Genomic DNA, 16,183 nt, shown 5'->3' with positions numbered 1-16,183 from the left:
AATGCAACAGTGTAACGTACCGTTTGTGGCCAGCGGTCAAATTACACGATGGAACGCCTTTTACGCGGCCTGCACCTGATTACGCCCAGCCGCCTTGGCCCGATACAACGCCTCGTCGGCTCGCTTGAGCGCCAGCTCGCTGCGCTCACCCGGCTGCAGTTGCGCCACGCCCATGGACACGGTAATCGTCACCGGCTCGCCCTTGAAGTGGAACGGGCAGGCGGCAATCGCGGCACGCAGTACTTCCCCCACTGCCAGGGCGTCCGAGAGGGACGAGTCAGGCATCAGCAACACAAACTCCTCACCGCCAAACCGCGCTATAAAGTCATTGGGGCGCAGGCGCTTGCGCAGGACGTTGGCGATGATTTTCAGCACCTTGTCACCCGCCAGATGGCCATAGCCATCGTTGATGCGCTTGAAGTGATCCAGGTCCAACATCGCCAGCGACAGGCTATTGCCACGCTGGTGCCAGGCATTGACCTCATGGTCCAGACGCTCGCTCCAGGCCGCACGGTTAGGCAAACCGGTGAGCGGATCGACCAGGGCCTTCTGGCGTTGCACCTCCAGGTGCTCACGGTAACCCTGGGCTTCCTGCTCCATATTGGCGACCCGCTCGGCCAGGCCTTTCAGGCGCGCCGCCACTTCCTGCTCGCGCTGGTCACGTTGTTGCTGGTGCTCGTCCATGGTCCCGAGCAAACCCTCCAGATGGCTTTCGAGCACCTGTTTGAGACTGTCCAGGTCCGCGGCTTCCTGGACACTGCTTTGCAGGCCGTCGACCTGTTCGCGAATCTGCGTGTCCAGCTCCCTGGCAGCGGAGCGGCTGTCGGCATGGCCGTCGCTGGCCACCTGCAGATGGCCCTGGAAGGCTTCAAGGCGTTCGTTGAGCTGTTTGAGGTAAGCCTCAAACTCGTGCTGGCCGCTGTCGGTGATCGCCAGCATCAGCACCGCCAGGTCATCGAGGATCGGCAGCAATTCGTACCAATTCAAGCCGTGGGCCAAGCGTTCACGCATGGCTTCGGCCTGGGGCCGATGGCGCTCGGGCAGGGCCAGCTCCTCCAGCAGGCCGATCAGGGTATCTTCGATGTGCTTGGCCACGGAGCTGTACGATGGCTCCGGTGAATCCGGCAGGGAGTAGAGGCCATCCGATTGAAGTTCGTCGGGGTCCGGTTCTTCGACGTCAAGAACCGGAGGGAACGAGAGGCTGCCGATCACCGTCTCCTGCGGCGCCTCGACGGCAACCTGCGGCGTTTCGATAAAGGCGGCGAGCGCGCTTTCGGTGGCGGGCTCTTGCAACTGCGGCTCAGGCTCCCAGGGCTCGACAGGTGCTGGAGATACGTCGACAGCCGCAGCTACTGCGGCCCTTTGGGCAGGCGCCTCGTACACAAACTTTTCACTGGCGACATCGGCGGCCTTGGCGGGCGCTGCGGCTTCGGGCTGCGCGGCAAGCGGCGCCTGAGGCGGCGGCGCAAAGGCCCGCAACGCTTGCGTCAACTCGTCGGACTGCTCGGGCTCCTGGGGCTCGGCGGCGGGCTTGGGGGCAACAGGGGCCGGCGGCGGACTGGGGATGGGCTCGCTGGCCGGCGCCTCGCTCGAAGCGTCCTTGGCCCCAAACAGGCGTTGCAACAAACCCGGCCCGGGACGCACGGTTTCACCGTCCGGCTCCAGGTTATCCAGCGCCTGCCCTTGCAGGCTGCTCAACTCGCTGAGCAATAAGGGAATCTCGCGCGCCTGACTGACGCGGCCATCCAACTGCTTGGCAAAGGTTTTCAGCGGACGGGCGACCTCACGGGGCAGCGGCAGCTTTTGCAACTGCGTGACCAGGGAGGTCAGTGCGGTGCTCATCTGGTCGATCCGGGTTTCGCGGCGCTGCTCCGAATCCAGTACCGCCTTCTCCAGGCGCGGCAGCAAGGCGGCGAGGGCGGCGTCCATGTCGTCGGTACGCACGACGTCGCGCATTTCCTTCATGCACTGGTCAACCGCGCGGTCGGTGCCTTCTGCCGCCAGTGTGCTGCGCACCAGCCCACGACGCAGCAGGTCGAGGCGGGCAGCCCAACGGCGTTCGAGCTTTTCTTGTTGCTCGATGCTTAACAGGTATTTTTCTTTCCAGCGCTGGGCGTCGTCGCTCATGCAAGGGGTCCGCGAGGGCCGGGGCTCAACGCGGGCAATGCATCAGCCGTGAGCGAACCCGGCAGACGAATCTCTACCGCGACCGGCAGGTGATCGGAGATGGGCTGCGCCAGTACCTGCACACTCTCGAGTGTGAGGCTCGGGCTGAGCAGGATATGGTCAAGACAGCGTTGCGGGCGCCAGCTGGGGAACGTGGCTTCGACTTGCGGCGCCAGTAGTCCGAGGTCACGCAACGGGGAATTCAGCAGGAGGTCGTTCGCATGGGTGTTCATGTCACCCATCAACACCTGATGCTTGTAGTTGCCAATCAGGTCGCGCACGTAGGCTAACTGCAGGTTGCGCGTACGCCCCCCGAGCGCCAGGTGCATCATCACCACCACCAAGGCCTCAGGCCCTTCGCCAAACCGCACGAGAATCGCCCCGCGCCCCTTGGGGCCCGGCAATGGGTGATCTTCGATGGAGGTGGGCTTCAAACGACTGAGCACACCATTACTGTGCTGCGCCAGGCGTCCGAGGTTGCGATTGAGCTGCTGGTACCAGTACGGGAAGGCCCCGAGGTGCGCCAGGTGTTCGACCTGATTGATATAGCCGGAACGCATGCTGCCACCGTCGGCTTCCTGCAGGGCGACCAGGTCGAAATCATTCAACAGGTCGCCGATCTTCTGCAGGTTACCGGCCCGGCCGTTGTGGGGCAGCAAATGCTGCCAGCCCCGGGTGAGGTAGTGCCGGTACTTCTCGGTGCTGTTGCCCACCTGGATATTGAAGCTGAGCAGGCGCAGGCGGTTGTCTGCCGGCAAACCTGTGGACTCCAGGTGATGTTCGTTGACCTGCGGTTCACGCAGGCCAACCACACGTTCAGTACCCCAGCGGCGCATGAGGAGCCCCTTACTTGGCTGCGCGTTCTTTGGCGATCAACTGGTCGGCAACGTTGAGGGTCGCTTCAGGACCACCGGTAGTGCCCAGGTCGAAACGGTACTTGCCGTTGACAATCATGGTTGGTACGCCTTGCACGCCGTACTTCTGCGCCAGCTCCTTGGCCTGCTTGATCTGGCCCTGGATCGCGAAGGAGTTGAAGGTGGCCAGGAACTTGTCCTTGTCGACGCCTTGGGTAGCAATGAAGTCAGCCATTTCGTCCGGCTTGGTCAGGCGCTTGCCTTGTTTCTGGATGGCGTCGAATACCGCGTTGTGGACCTTGTGCTCCACCCCCATGGCTTCCAGGGTCAGGAACAGTTGGCCGTGTGCATCCCATGGGCCGCCGAACATGGCGGGGATGCGCTTGAAGTTCACGTCCTTGGGCAGCTTCTCGACCCAAGGATTGATGACCGGCTCAAAAGCGTAGCAATGCGGGCAGCCGTACCAGAACAGCTCCACCACCTCGATCTTGCCCGGTACCGAAACCGGCACTGGGTTGGCCAATTCAACGTAGGTTTTACCGGCTTCAAGCGGCACATCGGCAGCTTGCGCGGTCATGCCGAAAAGGCTGGCAGTGACGAGAGCGGCGCTGAGGATCAGATTACGCATGCTTTACTCCTGGACAAATAAAGTCGCCTCACGCGACCTTTGTTGTGACAGGTCTACGCGGGCATGAGTTCGTTAGTGTAACGGCAGCGGCCACAAAAAAGGGCGGCCTAAGCCACCCTTTTTATGCTTGCATCGATGGATTAATCGAGCGTTAACGTTGCCGGGGCACTTAGTGCAGGCCCTGGATGTAGCTGGAGACGGCGGCAATGTCCTCGTCACTCAGCTTGCGGGCGATGGTGCGCATGATTGCCGCGTCGCCATCATTGGCTCGCCCTGCCTCTTCCTTACGGAAATCGGTCAGTTGCTTGGCAATGTAAGTGGCGTGCTGGCCGCTCAGGTGCGGGAAGCCGGCGGCGGCTATGCCCGCGCCATTGGGCGAGTGGCAACCGGTGCAGGCAGGCAGGCCTTTATCCAGGTCACCGCCGCGGAACAGTTTCTCACCACGGGCCACCAGTTTCGGATCAGCAGCTCCCACACTGCCTTTCTGGCTGGCAAAATACGCCGCGATATCCGCCAGGTCCTGGTCACTGAGGTTGGTCAGCAGGCCGGTCATTTCCAGGACCGTGCGCTTGCCATCCTTGATGTCGTGCATCTGCTTGGTCAGGTAACGCTCACCCTGGCCGGCCAATTTGGGGAAGTTCGGTGCCGGGCTGTTACCATCCGGCCCATGGCAGGCACCACATACGGCGGCTTTCGCTTGACCGGCAGTGGCATCACCTTTAAGGGGGCCCTCTGCGGCGACGGCAACACCGGTGATGCCCAAGGTCAACAGCAGACTCACGATCAGTTTGTTCATCAGCTAATCCAACTACGGCTAAGGGTTTAAGAGTTATCTACCGGGTTTACTCACCATCAACTCAATGATGGCCTGGTAATCCTCGGTACTGCAGTCCATGCACAAACCACGCGGCGGCATTGCCTTGAAACCCTGGGTCACGTGTTGCACCAGCGTGTCCATGCCCTGCGCCAGTCTTGGCGCCCAGGCTGCCTGGTCACCCCGTTTCGGGGCGTTCGGCAGTTGGCCGGCATGGCAAGCCACGCAAACTCGGTTGTACACCGCTTCCGGATCCTGTGTAGCCTGAGCGCCATACAGCGGAACCAGGGCACCGAAAGCGAGCAACCATCGGGTCATACATCGACCTTTTCAGGGTTTGAGAGCGTTTTGCGTTCTAATGCGCAATAAAGGTCTATCGCTCCCGTGAACTTCATCCTTCGCTGGGACAAAGCACACACAAAATCTGCGGCATTATATACTGGCGCTACTGAAACGGAAACGACACCGCTTGCCGCACCCTTTTTCGGCACCGCCCACATCGGAAATCTCATGCAACTCAAGAACCCCATCCTCGGCCTGTGCCAACAGTCCACCTTCATGCTCAGCGCCGCCAAAGTTGACCAATGCCCCGATGACGAAGGCTTTGAAGTCGCCTTTGCCGGTCGCTCCAACGCCGGTAAATCCAGCGCACTGAACACCCTGACCCACGCCAGCCTCGCGCGCACCTCTAAAACCCCGGGCCGCACGCAGTTACTCAACTTCTTCAAGCTAGACGATGATCGGCGTCTGGTCGACCTGCCGGGCTACGGTTATGCAAAAGTACCTATCCCGCTGAAGCTGCACTGGCAGCGTCACTTGGAGGCTTACCTGGGTGGCAGGGAGAGTTTGAAGGGGTTGATCCTGATGATGGATATCCGTCATCCAATGACCGACTTCGACCTGCTGATGCTGGATTGGGCGGTCGCCAGCGGCATGCCGATGCATATCCTGCTGACCAAGGCCGACAAGCTCACCTACGGCGCCGCCAAGAACACCCTGCTTAAAGTGCAGTCCGAAATCCGCAAGGGTTGGGGTGACACAATCACAATCCAGCTGTTCTCGGCCCCCAAGCGCATGGGCCTGGAAGATGCCTATACCGTGCTGGCCGGCTGGATGGAGTTGGCTGACAAAGGCGCGGAACTCGCCGAGTAACTTTTCTGCGGGCAAAAAAAACCCCGGACTTCGTATGGGGAGGGGAAGTTCGGGGTTCAAGTACCGGACCGCTAGGGCGGGGTCCGGATATCTGCCAACACTTAACACAACATAGGAGCATTGAAGGGCTTCACCACCCATTCAGTAACTCTGAGTAGCAGTTCACAGGTTAAGTTCCGGCAGGTCCAAAAAACTATTGGAAATAACTGAAGCGGATTTCCGATCTAAAGCATTCCGCCACCACGCTCGGTGGTGGCGATGCCGCGAAATCAGTGCGCTTCGTCCCAGTTGTCGCCTACGCCAACGTCCACCACCAACGGCACATCCAACTGCGCCGCCGCACTCATGTGCTCGCGAATCTTCTCGCTGACCTCGGCCACCAGATCCTCACGCACCTCCAGCACCAATTCATCGTGTACCTGCAGGATCACCTTGGCATCCAGGCCCGACGCGGTCAGCCAGCTATCCACCAGCACCATGGCTTTCTTGATGATATCCGCCGCCGTGCCCTGCATCGGCGCGTTGATCGCCGTGCGTTCTGCGGCCGCGCGCTCCTGGGGCTTGTTGGAGTTGATATCCGGCAAATACAGCCGACGTCCGAAGAAGGTTTCCACGTAGCCTTGATCGGCAGCCTGGGCGCGGGTGCGCTCCATGTACTCGCGAACGCCTGGGTAGCGGGCGAAGTACACATCGATGTAAGCCTTGGCGGTCTTGGTATCGACACCGATGTCCTTGCCGAGCTTCTGTGCCCCCATGCCGTAGATCAGGCCAAAGTTGATCGCCTTGGCACTGCGACGCTGATTGGAGGTGACCTCAGCCAATTCGACCTTGAACACCTCGGCCGCCGTGGCGGTATGCACATCCAGGTCGTTACGGAACGCATTCATCAGCCCCTCGTCCTTGGACAGGTGCGCCATGATCCGCAGTTCGATCTGCGAATAGTCCGCTGCCAGCAGTTTGTAGCCCTTGGGCGCGACAAATGCCTGGCGGATGCGTCGCCCTTCGGCGGTGCGCACCGGGATGTTCTGCAGGTTCGGGTCGCTGGAAGACAGCCGCCCGGTCGCCGCCACCGCCTGATGGTAAGAGGTGTGAACACGCCCGGTCCGCGGGTTGATCTGCTCCGGCAAGCGGTCGGTGTAAGTGCTTTTCAGCTTGCTCATGCTGCGGTACTGCATCAGTACCTTGGGCAGCGGATAGTCATCTTCGGCCAGCTTGGCCAGCACTTCCTCTGCCGTGGATGCCTGGCCCTTGCCCGTCTTTTTCAGCACCGGCAGGCCGAGTTTCTCGTAGAGAATCGCGCCGAGCTGCTTGGGCGAACCCAGGTTGAATGCTTCGCCGGCGATCTCGAACGCCTGGCGCTCCAGTTCGACCATCTTGTTGCCCAGCTCGATGCTCTGGACACCGAGCAGCTGCGCATCCACCAGCGCGCCCTGGCGTTCGATACGCGCCAGCACCGGTACCAGGGGGATTTCGATGTCCGTCAACACACTTGCCAGGCTCGGTATGGCGGTGAGCTGTGCGTACAGTGCCTGATGCAGGCGCAGCGTCACGTCGGCATCCTCGGCGGCATAGGGGCCAGCCTGTTCGAGCGGGATCTGGTCGAAGGTGAGCTGCTTGGCGCCTTTGCCGGCGATGTCCTGGAAACTGACGGTGTCGTAGTCCAGGTACTTCTTGGCCAGGCTGTCCATGTCATGGCGGGTCGCAGTGGAATTCAACACGTAGGATTCAAGCATGGTGTCGAACGCGATACCGCGCACGCTGATGCCATTCGCCGGGTCGCCGCCAATGGCACAGTTGGCCAGGATATTCATGTCGAACTTGGCGTGCTGGCCGACCTTGAGCTTGCTCGGGTCTTCCAATAATGGCTTCAAGGCCAGCAGCACGGTGTCGCGATCCAGCTGCTGCGGCGCACCGATGTAGGAATGGGTCAGCGGGATGTAGGCGGCTTCATGGGGCTGCACGGCGAAGGAAACCCCCACCAGTTGCGCCTGTTGAGCGTCGATCCCGGTGGTTTCGGTGTCGAAAGCGAACAACGTCGCGTCGTTGAGTTTCTTCAGCCAGACATCGAATGTGGCTTGGTCGAGGATCGTGGTGTAGGTCGTTTCTGCGGGTGCCGCAGGAGTAGCTTCAATAACCTCTTCGGCAACAGGCGCGGCCTTGAGCTCCACTCGCTTGGCATCGCGCTGAATCTCATCGAACCAGCTCTTGAACTCCAGCAGGGTGTAAAGCTCCAGCAACTTTTCGCGATCCGGTTCAATCAGGTGCAAATCGTCCAGACCCACGTCCAGCGGCACATCGATCTTGATCGTCGCCAACTGATAGGAGAGGAATGCCATCTCCTTATGCTCTTCCAGCTTCGCCGGCAGCGTCTTGGCACCCCGGATCGGCAGGCTCGGCACAATATCCAACTGCTCATAAAGTTCTTTGAGGCCGCCGTTCACCCCCACCAGCAAGCCGGAAGCGGTCTTCGGACCAATGCCCGGAACGCCCGGGATGTTGTCGGACGAATCGCCCATCAACGCCAGATAGTCGATGATCTGCTCCGGAGCGACGCCAAATTTCTCCTTTACGCCCTCGATGTCCATCGAGCTACCGGTCATGGTGTTGACCAGGGTAATGTGCCCGTCGACCAACTGCGCCATGTCCTTATCGCCGGTGGAGATCACCACCGGACGGTCAGCGGCGGCACTGCTGCGGGCCAGGGTGCCGATCACGTCATCGGCCTCGACGCCTTCGACGCACAGCAAAGGGAAGCCCAGGGCGATCACGCTCTGGTGCAGGGGCTCGATTTGCACGCGCATGTCATCGGGCATGCTTGGGCGGTTGGCCTTGTATTCGGCGTACATGTCATCGCGAAACGTCCCACCCTTGGCGTCGAACACTACCGCGAACGGGCTGTCCGGGTACTGCTTGCGCAGGCTTTTGAGCATGTTCAACACGCCCTTGACCGCACCGGTCGGCAGGCCTTTGGAGGTGGTCAGCGGTGGCAGCGCGTGGAACGCGCGGTACAGGTAAGACGAACCGTCCACCAGGACGAGGGGGGCTTGGCTCATGAGCAGGATCAACCTTTTCGGCGGGTCAGGCGCTAGAATAGCCGGACCAATGAAAACAAAGGGACAAGGTTATCATGCGTACATTCAATCGCCTGCTGTTGACCGGCCTGATTGCACTCGCTCCGATGGCTGCCATGGCGGCAGACGGCGCGCCTTCGGGTGATCCGGAAGTGACCATTCGCACGGAAGGCGACCGGACCATCCAGGAGTACCGTCAAAACGGTTTCCTGTATGCAATCAAGGTGACCGTAAAAGGCGCACCGCCGTATTTCCTGGTACGCGCAGACGGAACCGACGCGAACTTCATCCGCTCTGACCAGCCGGATATGCTGATCCCGTCATGGAAGATCTTCGAATGGAAATGATTTCTTAACTTCAATTGGCGCCGCGCACCGCGGCGCCCGTACTGGCAGTTTTAACCATGTCTGTGTTCACCCCCCTGGCTCGGCCCGAGCTGGAAACCTTTCTCGCCCCCTACGGGCTCGGCCGCCTGCTTGACTTCCAGGGGATTGCCGCTGGTAGCGAAAACACCAATTTCTTTATCAGCCTGGAACAGGGCGAGTACGTCCTGACCCTGGTTGAGCGCGGCCCCGTGCAGGAAATGCCGTTCTTCATCGAACTGCTCGACGTGCTCCACGACGCCGACCTGCCGGTGCCCTACGCTCTGCGCACCACCGATGGCGTGGCCCTGCGCGAATTGGCCGGCAAACCGGCACTGCTGCAACCGCGCCTGGCCGGCAAACACATCAAGGAGGCCAACCCACAGCATTGCGCCCAGGTCGGCGACCTGCTCGGCCATCTGCACTTGGCGACGCAGGGCGAGAAGGTGCTGGAGCGCAAGACCGATCGCGGGCTGGATTGGATGCTCAGCGAAGGTGCGCAGCTGATTTCGCACCTGGACGATGCGCAGCAAAGCCTGCTGCAAGCAGCATTGACTGAAATCGAGGCCCATAAGGCCGAGATCCTCGCCCTGCCACGCGCCAACGTGCACGCCGACCTGTTCCGTGACAACGCGATGTTCGAGGGCACGCACCTGACGGGTCTGATCGACTTCTACAATGCCTGCTCGGGCCCGATGCTGTACGACGTGGCGATCGCCCTGAATGACTGGTGTTCGGACGCCGATGGCGTGATTGATGGCCCGCGCGCCCGTGCGCTGCTGGGTGCCTACGCGGGCCTGCGGCCGTTCACGGCCAAGGAGGCCGAGCTATGGCCGACCATGCTGCGGGTGGCGTGCGTGCGGTTCTGGCTGTCGCGCCTGATCGCCGCTGAATCGTTTGCCGGGCAGGATGTGTTGATCCACGATCCCGCCGAGTTCGAGCATCGGTTGACGCAGCGTCAGCAGGTCAGCGTCCACCTGCCATTCGCGCTCTAAGGACCAACTCGGTCAAAATGTGGGAGCAAGCCCCCTCCCACATTTGATCTGCGCTGCGGCTTATAACGACTCCAGGCACCCTGCCAAGTCGTTCCCCAACTTCTCCAGCACCTGTTCGTAACCCTGGGCCGTGGCCGGGGTGTAGCCGCCCAGCGCATCCAATTCCGCCAGCTTCACCGGCAAACCTGCCACCAGGGTTTCGGCCAAACGCGGACGCAACGGCGGCTCACTGAACACACAGGTCTTGCCCACTTCCTGCAAACGCGTACGCATCGCCGCCACATGCTGGGCGCCAGGCTGCACTTCGGCAGCAACGCTGAACACGCCAGTGTGCTTGAGCCCGTAGGCGTCTTCGAAGTAATCAAAGGCTTCGTGGAACACGAAGTAAGGTTTGTCACCGATGCTCGCCAGGCGTTTTTTCAGGCGCGCATCCAGTGCATCAAGGCGCTCGTCGAAAGCCTTGGCATTGCTCTGATAACGCGCGGCGTTCACGGGGTCGGCAGCACTGAGGTCAGCGGCCATGCGCGCTGCGATCACCCGAGCGTTCACCGTGGACAGCCAAAGGTGCGCATCCAGGCTCCCCGGGCGGTGATCATGGTCATGTTCGTCGGCATCGTCGGCGTGGGAATGGCTATCTTCGGCGAACCGACGCAATTTCAGCCCGGGCAGGTCTTGAACCGCTACGGTCGGTGCGGTACGCCCCTTGAGCACGCGAGGCAGGAAGCCCTCCATGTCCGGCCCGATCCAATACAGCAGATCGACCGACTGCACACGCCGTACGTCGGATGGGCGCAAGGCGAAGTTATGGGGCGATGCACCCGGCGGCAGCAACACCTCCGGAACCGCCACACCGTCCTGCACGGCAGCGGCAATCAACTGCAATGGCTTGATGCTCGTGAGCACCTTGACCTCGGCCTGAGCGGCCCCAGCGAGGAACAAACTGGTGACAAATACGACAAAAACGGGAAAAAGTCGGGACACGATGACCACTCAATGACGTAGGAACGGGTAACATAATAACGTCTCTATCAAATATCTGTCGCCGCTCATGCCTAAAACACCGCTTGCCAGCCGTCCACACGACCACTCTCACTGCGTGCATACCGCGCTGTCGGAGGCCGACACCCTGTGCGCACAGAAAGGCTTGCGCCTGACCGCCCTGCGTCGCCGGGTGCTGGAACTCGTCTGGCAGAGCCACAAGCCCCTGGGTGCCTACGACATCCTGGGCGTGCTCAGCGAGCAGGACGGCCGCCGGGCCGCGCCGCCGACCGTGTACCGCGCGCTGGATTTCCTGCTGGAAAACGGCCTGGTGCACCGCATTGCCTCGCTCAACGCCTTTGTCGGCTGCAACCACCCGGAACACGCGCATCAGGGCCAGTTCCTGATCTGCCGCGAGTGCCACGCCGCCATCGAGCTTGAACAAAAGAGCATCAGCGACGCCATCATCAAGAGCTCCGCCGACGTAGGCTTCCGGGTCGAAGGGCAGACGGTCGAAGTGGTCGGCCTGTGCTCGGGCTGCCAGGGGGCTTGATGAGCAATGTGTTAATTCGCCTGGAGCAGGTCGGCGTCACGTTTGCCGGGCAAAACGTGCTGGACAACATCGCGTTGAGCGTCGAGCCGGGGCAGATCGTCACCCTGATCGGCCCCAATGGCGCCGGCAAGACCACCCTGGTGCGCGCCGTACTCGGCCTGCTCAAGCCCGACACCGGCAGCGTGTGGCGCAAGCCCAGGCTGCGCGTGGGCTACATGCCGCAAAAGCTGCACGTTGATCCAACCTTGCCCTTGTCCGTACTGCGGTTTTTGCGCCTGGTGCCCGGCGTGGACCGCGCCCGCGCGCAGGCCGCCCTCAAGGAAGTCGGTGCCGAGCAGGTCATCGACAGCCCGGTGCAAAGCATCTCCGGCGGCGAAATGCAGCGTGTGCTGCTGGCCCGCGCCCTGTTGCGCGAGCCCGAGTTGCTGGTGCTGGATGAACCCGTGCAGGGCGTCGACGTCGCCGGCCAGGCCGAGCTGTACAGCCTGATTACCCGCCTGCGCGACCGCCATGGCTGCGGCGTGCTGATGGTCTCCCATGACTTGCACCTGGTGATGAGCACCACCGACCAGGTGGTATGCCTCAACCGCCACGTGTGCTGCTCGGGCCACCCGGAACAAGTCAGCAGCGACCCGGCGTTCGTCGAACTGTTCGGCAAAAACGCCCAGAGCCTGGCGATCTATCACCACCATCACGATCACGCCCATGACCTGCATGGTGCTGTCGTTGACGATCCCGCGACGCCCCACACCCACGTTCATGGAGATAGCTGCAAGCATGGCTGATTTTCTGCTTTACGCCCTGCTGGCAGGCTTGGCTCTGGCGCTGGTGGCGGGCCCACTGGGCTCGTTCGTGGTCTGGCGGCGCATGGCGTACTTTGGCGACACCTTGTCCCACGCCGCGCTGCTGGGCGTGGCCATGGGCTTCCTGCTGGATGTGAGCCCGACCATCGCCGTGACCGTGGGCTGCCTGCTGCTGGCGGTGCTGCTGGTGACCCTGCAACAGCGCCAGCCACTGGCCTCGGACACCCTGCTGGGCATCCTGGCGCCAAGCACGCTGTCCCTGGGCCTGGTGGTGCTGAGCTTTATGCATGAAGTGCGCATCGACCTGATGGCCTATCTGTTCGGCGACCTGCTGGCGATCAGCCCCACCGATCTTGCCTGGATTCTCGGCGGCAGCGCCGCCGTATTGGTGCTATTGGTCGCCCTGTGGCGCCCACTGCTGGCCATCACGGTGCATGAAGAACTGGCCAGGGTCGAAGGTTTGCCCGTACCAGCGTTGCGCATGGCCCTGATGCTGCTGATTGCCGTGGTGATCGCTGTCGCGATGAAGATTGTCGGCGTATTGTTGATCACGTCGCTGTTGATCATTCCCGCCGCCGCCGCCCAGCGCCACGCCCGCTCACCGGAGCAGATGGCGATCGGTGCCAGCCTGTTGGGGATGCTGGCAGTGTGCGGGGGCCTGGCGTTGTCATGGTTCAAGGACACGCCTGCCGGACCGTCGATTGTAGTCACGGCGGCCGCCCTGTTTCTGCTGAGTTTTGTCCTGCCCCGTCGAGGGGTGTAGACTTGCTCGCTTTTTGCGCAAATAGAGAGTCGCAGGAATGAAGCTGTTCACCTCCCGTTATCTGCTCCTTGCCGCGTTTTCCCTGCTGCTGGGCGCCTGTCAAAGCACACCGCCCGCCGCCCCAGAGGCCCCGGATCCGCGTGCTGCGGCCATCGCGCAGCTGGAGCAAAACCTGGCCAGCAGTGAGCTGGCCACCGCCGAAGACCAACTGGCCGCACTGCAGGCCCAGTCGCCCAATGACCCGACGCTGGAACCCTACCAACGGCAATTGGCCGAGGCTTACCTGCAGCGCAGCCAGATCGTGCTGCAAAAAGGCGATGTAAACGCCGCCGCCACCGCCTTGAGCCGTGCCCGCGCGCTGATGCCCAAGGCGCCGGCGCTGACCGGTGGCGTCAACAGCGCCATCACCCACGCCCGTAAAGTCGAGCTGGATAAAGCCGAAGAGGCCCTCAAGGCCGCCGAAGCCAAGCCCGCTGCCAAGGTCATCGACCCGGCCGCGCCAAGCACCACCGTGGCGCTGAACCTCACTGATATTGAAGCGCTGCGCCATCAGCTGGATGCGATTGCCACCGATGTGGTGAATTACCAGTGTGATGTGACGATCCAGGCGCCACGCACCCAGGATTACCCGTGGCTGGCCACGTTGCTGACCAAACGGGTGAAGCGTATTGATTCAGGGTATGACCTGAAGATTCACCGGCAGATTCTGAAACATATTCCGGCGCAGGTTGTGCTGACTCCGCGCAAGGCGGAATAACGCATCGGGGGCAAGCCCCTCTCACATTTGAATTGTGAGAGGGGCTTGCCCCCGATAGCGATCCAACAAGCAACCAATAAATTAAGCCGGAATCGCCTTAGCCTTCGGCTCACGATCCCAAACCCGATGCTGTGCAATCGCGGCAAAAAACGCCTTGAACGCCTTAGCATCCGACCCCACGATCAACCCCGCATCCGTCTCCAGCTTCAGCAGATCCAGCAGTGGCTTCGCGTCACTGGCAACCGCAATCGCCTTCAGGTGTTTGTAGGCTTCCAGAACGTAATGCAGCGCCACACCATCACCGCTCAGTGCTTTCACCGACTCTTTTCCGCCCGGGATAAACACGGCGTCAAACGCAATCGACGGCATGCCTTCCATCGACGCATCCACCGGCAGGCTCTTGCCATCGGCCGTCTTCACCGGCGCCGAGGTCGGCCCCAGCAACTTGGCATGGGCACCTTCTGCCGCCAGGGCTTTTTTCAGCGCATCGATAGCCGCGCCATCCACACCGTCAGCCGCGAGAATCGCGACTTTGCGCGTCTTGATATCGCCGGACAGCAGGTTCACCTGGCTCAATGCCGGCGACTCTTTCAGCGAAGACTCACGCGGCGCTACCGTGCCTTTGGTCGGCGCCGGCAGACCAAGGTTCTGCGCCACGCGCTTGGCCAGTTCCAGATCGATATTGGCCAGAATCTCGTTGACCTGCCGCGCGCGGATAAACTCACGCTCCACCTTGCCCAACTCGAAGCTGTAGGCCGCGATAATGTGCTCTTTCTCATGGTGGCTCATGCTGTGGAAAAACAGCGCGGCCTGGGAGAAGTGGTCGCCAAATGACTCACTGCGCTCACGTACCTTATTGGCATCGACGCGCTCGTAATAGGTTTCGAAACCGCCATCCTGGGCAGCCGGTGGCGTTTCTTTCGGCCAGCCGCCATCGATCGAGTTCGGCTCGTAAGCAGCACGGCCCTTGTCGATCACGGTGCGATGCTGGGCGTCGCGCTGGCCGTTGTGGAAAGGTACTACCGGCCGGTTGATCGGCAGCTCATGGAAGTTCGGCCCACCGAGACGGCTGATCTGCGTATCCGTGTAGGAAAACAGACGACCTTGCAGCAACGGGTCGTTGGTGAAGTCGATACCCGGCACGATGTGGCCCGGGCAAAACGCGACCTGCTCGACTTCGGCAAAGAAGTTATCCGGGTTGCGGTTCAGCACCATCTTGCCCAGCGGTGTGATCGGCACCAGTTCCTCGGGGATGATCTTGGTCGGATCGAGCAGGTCAAAGTCGAACTTATGCTCGTCTTCTTCCGCAACGATCTGCACACCCAACTCCCACTCAGGGTAGTCGCCGCTTTCAATCGCCTCCCACAGGTCACGACGGTGGTAATCGGTATCTTTACCGGCCAGCTTTTGCGCTTCGTCCCACACCAGGGAGCAGGTGCCGACCTTCGGGTGCCAGTGGAACTTCACAAAGCTCGACTTACCTTCGGTATTGATCAAGCGGAAGGTGTGGATGCCAAACCCCTGCATGGCACGCAGGCTTTTTGGAATGGCGCGGTCAGACATCGCCCAGATCACCATGTGCGCCGACTCCGGCTGCAACGAAACAAAATCCCAGAATGTATCGTGGGCCGAGCCGCCGGTAGGAATTTCGTTGTGCGGCTCAGGTTTTACCGCATGCACGAAGTCGGGAAACTTGATCGCATCCTGAATGAAAAACACCGGCATGTTGTTGCCGACCAGGTCGAAGTTGCCCTCGTCGGTGAAGAACTTCACCGCGAAACCGCGCACGTCACGCACCGTATCGCCCGAACCACGCGGGCCCTGCACGGTGGAGAAACGCACGAACACCGGGGTTTTATGCTCGGGGTTACGCAGGAAACCTGCCTTGCTCAGCGCGGAATGGTTTTCATAGGTCTGGAAATAGCCATGGGCGCCGGTGCCCCGGGCATGCACGATGCGCTCGGGGATACGCTCATGGTCAAAGTGCGTGATTTTTTCACGCATGATGAAGTCTTCCAGCAGCGAGGGGCCGCGGGCACCGACTTTCAAGGTGTTCTGGTTGTCGGAGATCTTCACGCCTTGGTTGGTACGCAGGGCCTGGCCGGTCGCATCGGAACGGAATTCCTCCAGAGCCTGCAGCTTGGCGTTGGTGTTGCCACGGTCCAGGGTGTCGGTGCCTGCAAGTTCACTCTTCGACGGGGTGGCTGGCTTCTTGGTACTCATCAGTCAAAACTCCTTATTCAAAGTGGCCAGAGCGGTCCCCGGCTCGTTTGAGCAAAACCCCAGG

The 16,183-nt window shown here is 61.3% G+C and carries 15 protein-coding genes; 7 read left to right on the top strand and 8 right to left on the bottom strand.

All coding sequences use genetic code 11. The annotated features are described in order from the left end of the window. Nucleotides 1–60: 60 nt before the first annotated feature. From FX984_RS19710 to FX984_RS19685, 5 genes are all read right to left on the bottom strand, one after another. Nucleotides 61–2,127, bottom strand: a complete 2,067-nt coding sequence (locus FX984_RS19710) for a GGDEF domain-containing protein (protein WP_146476870.1) — start codon at nt 2,125–2,127, stop codon at nt 61–63. Next, on the bottom strand, nt 2,124–3,002 hold the full coding sequence (locus tag FX984_RS19705) for an endonuclease/exonuclease/phosphatase family protein (RefSeq protein ID WP_065937860.1): 879 nt from the start codon (nt 3,000–3,002) through the stop codon (nt 2,124–2,126). Before FX984_RS19705 ends, FX984_RS19710 begins: the two co-directional genes overlap by 4 nt. A gap of 10 nt (nt 3,003–3,012) precedes the next feature. Further along, nucleotides 3,013–3,648, bottom strand: a complete 636-nt coding sequence (dsbA, locus tag FX984_RS19700) for a thiol:disulfide interchange protein DsbA (protein WP_027608027.1) — start codon at nt 3,646–3,648, stop codon at nt 3,013–3,015. 169 nt (nt 3,649–3,817) lie between these two features. Continuing rightward, on the bottom strand, nt 3,818–4,444 hold the full coding sequence (locus FX984_RS19690) for a c-type cytochrome (RefSeq protein WP_027608028.1): 627 nt from the start codon (nt 4,442–4,444) through the stop codon (nt 3,818–3,820). A gap of 33 nt (nt 4,445–4,477) precedes the next feature. Beyond that, nucleotides 4,478–4,780: a c-type cytochrome gene (locus FX984_RS19685; RefSeq protein ID WP_027608029.1), complete on the bottom strand. Its 303-nt coding sequence runs from the start codon at nt 4,778–4,780 to the stop codon at nt 4,478–4,480. 192 nt (nt 4,781–4,972) lie between these two features. Here FX984_RS19685 and yihA point away from each other — a divergent pair, with 192 nt between their 5' ends. Next, a complete protein-coding gene (yihA, locus tag FX984_RS19680) occupies nt 4,973–5,614 on the top strand; it encodes a ribosome biogenesis GTP-binding protein YihA/YsxC (protein WP_027608030.1) in 642 nt (213 codons plus the stop codon). A 269-nt stretch (nt 5,615–5,883) separates the two neighbouring features. Here yihA and polA read toward each other — a convergent pair whose 3' ends face one another. Further along, complete coding sequence (gene polA, locus FX984_RS19675) at nt 5,884–8,667, bottom strand: DNA polymerase I (RefSeq protein ID WP_027608031.1); 2,784 nt, start codon at nt 8,665–8,667, stop codon at nt 5,884–5,886. Nucleotides 8,668–8,741: 74 nt separating this feature from the next. Here polA and FX984_RS19670 point away from each other — a divergent pair, with 74 nt between their 5' ends. Both FX984_RS19670 and FX984_RS19665 read left to right on the top strand, forming a co-directional pair. Then, complete coding sequence (locus tag FX984_RS19670) at nt 8,742–9,032, top strand: DUF2782 domain-containing protein (protein WP_027608032.1); 291 nt, start codon at nt 8,742–8,744, stop codon at nt 9,030–9,032. Between the two features lie 56 nt (nt 9,033–9,088). Continuing rightward, on the top strand, nt 9,089–10,042 hold the full coding sequence (locus tag FX984_RS19665; RefSeq protein WP_027608033.1) for a homoserine kinase: 954 nt from the start codon (nt 9,089–9,091) through the stop codon (nt 10,040–10,042). 60 nt (nt 10,043–10,102) lie between these two features. Here the strand turns inward: FX984_RS19665 and FX984_RS19660 are convergent, their stop codons facing one another. Continuing rightward, entirely contained in the window at nt 10,103–11,032 is a 930-nt protein-coding gene (locus FX984_RS19660) for a zinc ABC transporter substrate-binding protein (protein WP_043293815.1), read from the bottom strand. A gap of 58 nt (nt 11,033–11,090) precedes the next feature. On the opposite strand from FX984_RS19660, the gene zur reads away from it, so the two are divergent. From zur to FX984_RS19640, 4 genes are read left to right on the top strand one after another with little or no spacing between them, the layout of a single operon-like run. Further along, nucleotides 11,091–11,573, top strand: a complete 483-nt coding sequence (gene zur, locus FX984_RS19655; protein ID WP_026136513.1) for a zinc uptake transcriptional repressor Zur — start codon at nt 11,091–11,093, stop codon at nt 11,571–11,573. Next, the gene (znuC, locus tag FX984_RS19650; protein ID WP_146476871.1) at nt 11,573–12,358 is read left to right on the top strand and encodes a zinc ABC transporter ATP-binding protein ZnuC; all 786 of its coding nucleotides are present in this window, start codon (nt 11,573–11,575) and stop codon (nt 12,356–12,358) included. Before zur ends, znuC begins: the two co-directional genes overlap by 1 nt. Further along, nucleotides 12,351–13,139, top strand: coding sequence for a zinc ABC transporter permease subunit ZnuB (gene znuB, locus FX984_RS19645; protein ID WP_027608036.1), 789 nt, complete (start codon nt 12,351–12,353; stop codon nt 13,137–13,139). The genes znuC and znuB overlap by 8 nt, the downstream gene beginning before the upstream one ends. A 37-nt stretch (nt 13,140–13,176) precedes the next feature. Next, the gene (locus FX984_RS19640; RefSeq protein WP_027608037.1) at nt 13,177–13,896 is read left to right on the top strand and encodes a PA5502 family lipoprotein; all 720 of its coding nucleotides are present in this window, start codon (nt 13,177–13,179) and stop codon (nt 13,894–13,896) included. Nucleotides 13,897–13,977: 81 nt separating this feature from the next. On the opposite strand, the gene katE is transcribed toward FX984_RS19640, so the two are convergent. Then, nucleotides 13,978–16,119, bottom strand: coding sequence for a catalase HPII (katE, locus tag FX984_RS19635; RefSeq protein ID WP_027608038.1), 2,142 nt, complete (start codon nt 16,117–16,119; stop codon nt 13,978–13,980). Nucleotides 16,120–16,183 lie beyond the last annotated feature (64 nt).

The sequence above is a fragment of the Pseudomonas marginalis genome, assembly GCF_008692035.1.
Lineage (GTDB): Bacteria > Pseudomonadota > Gammaproteobacteria > Pseudomonadales > Pseudomonadaceae > Aquipseudomonas > Aquipseudomonas marginalis.
Note: the sequence above shows the minus strand (reverse complement) of the source record. Positions and strands in the feature narration are given on the sequence as shown.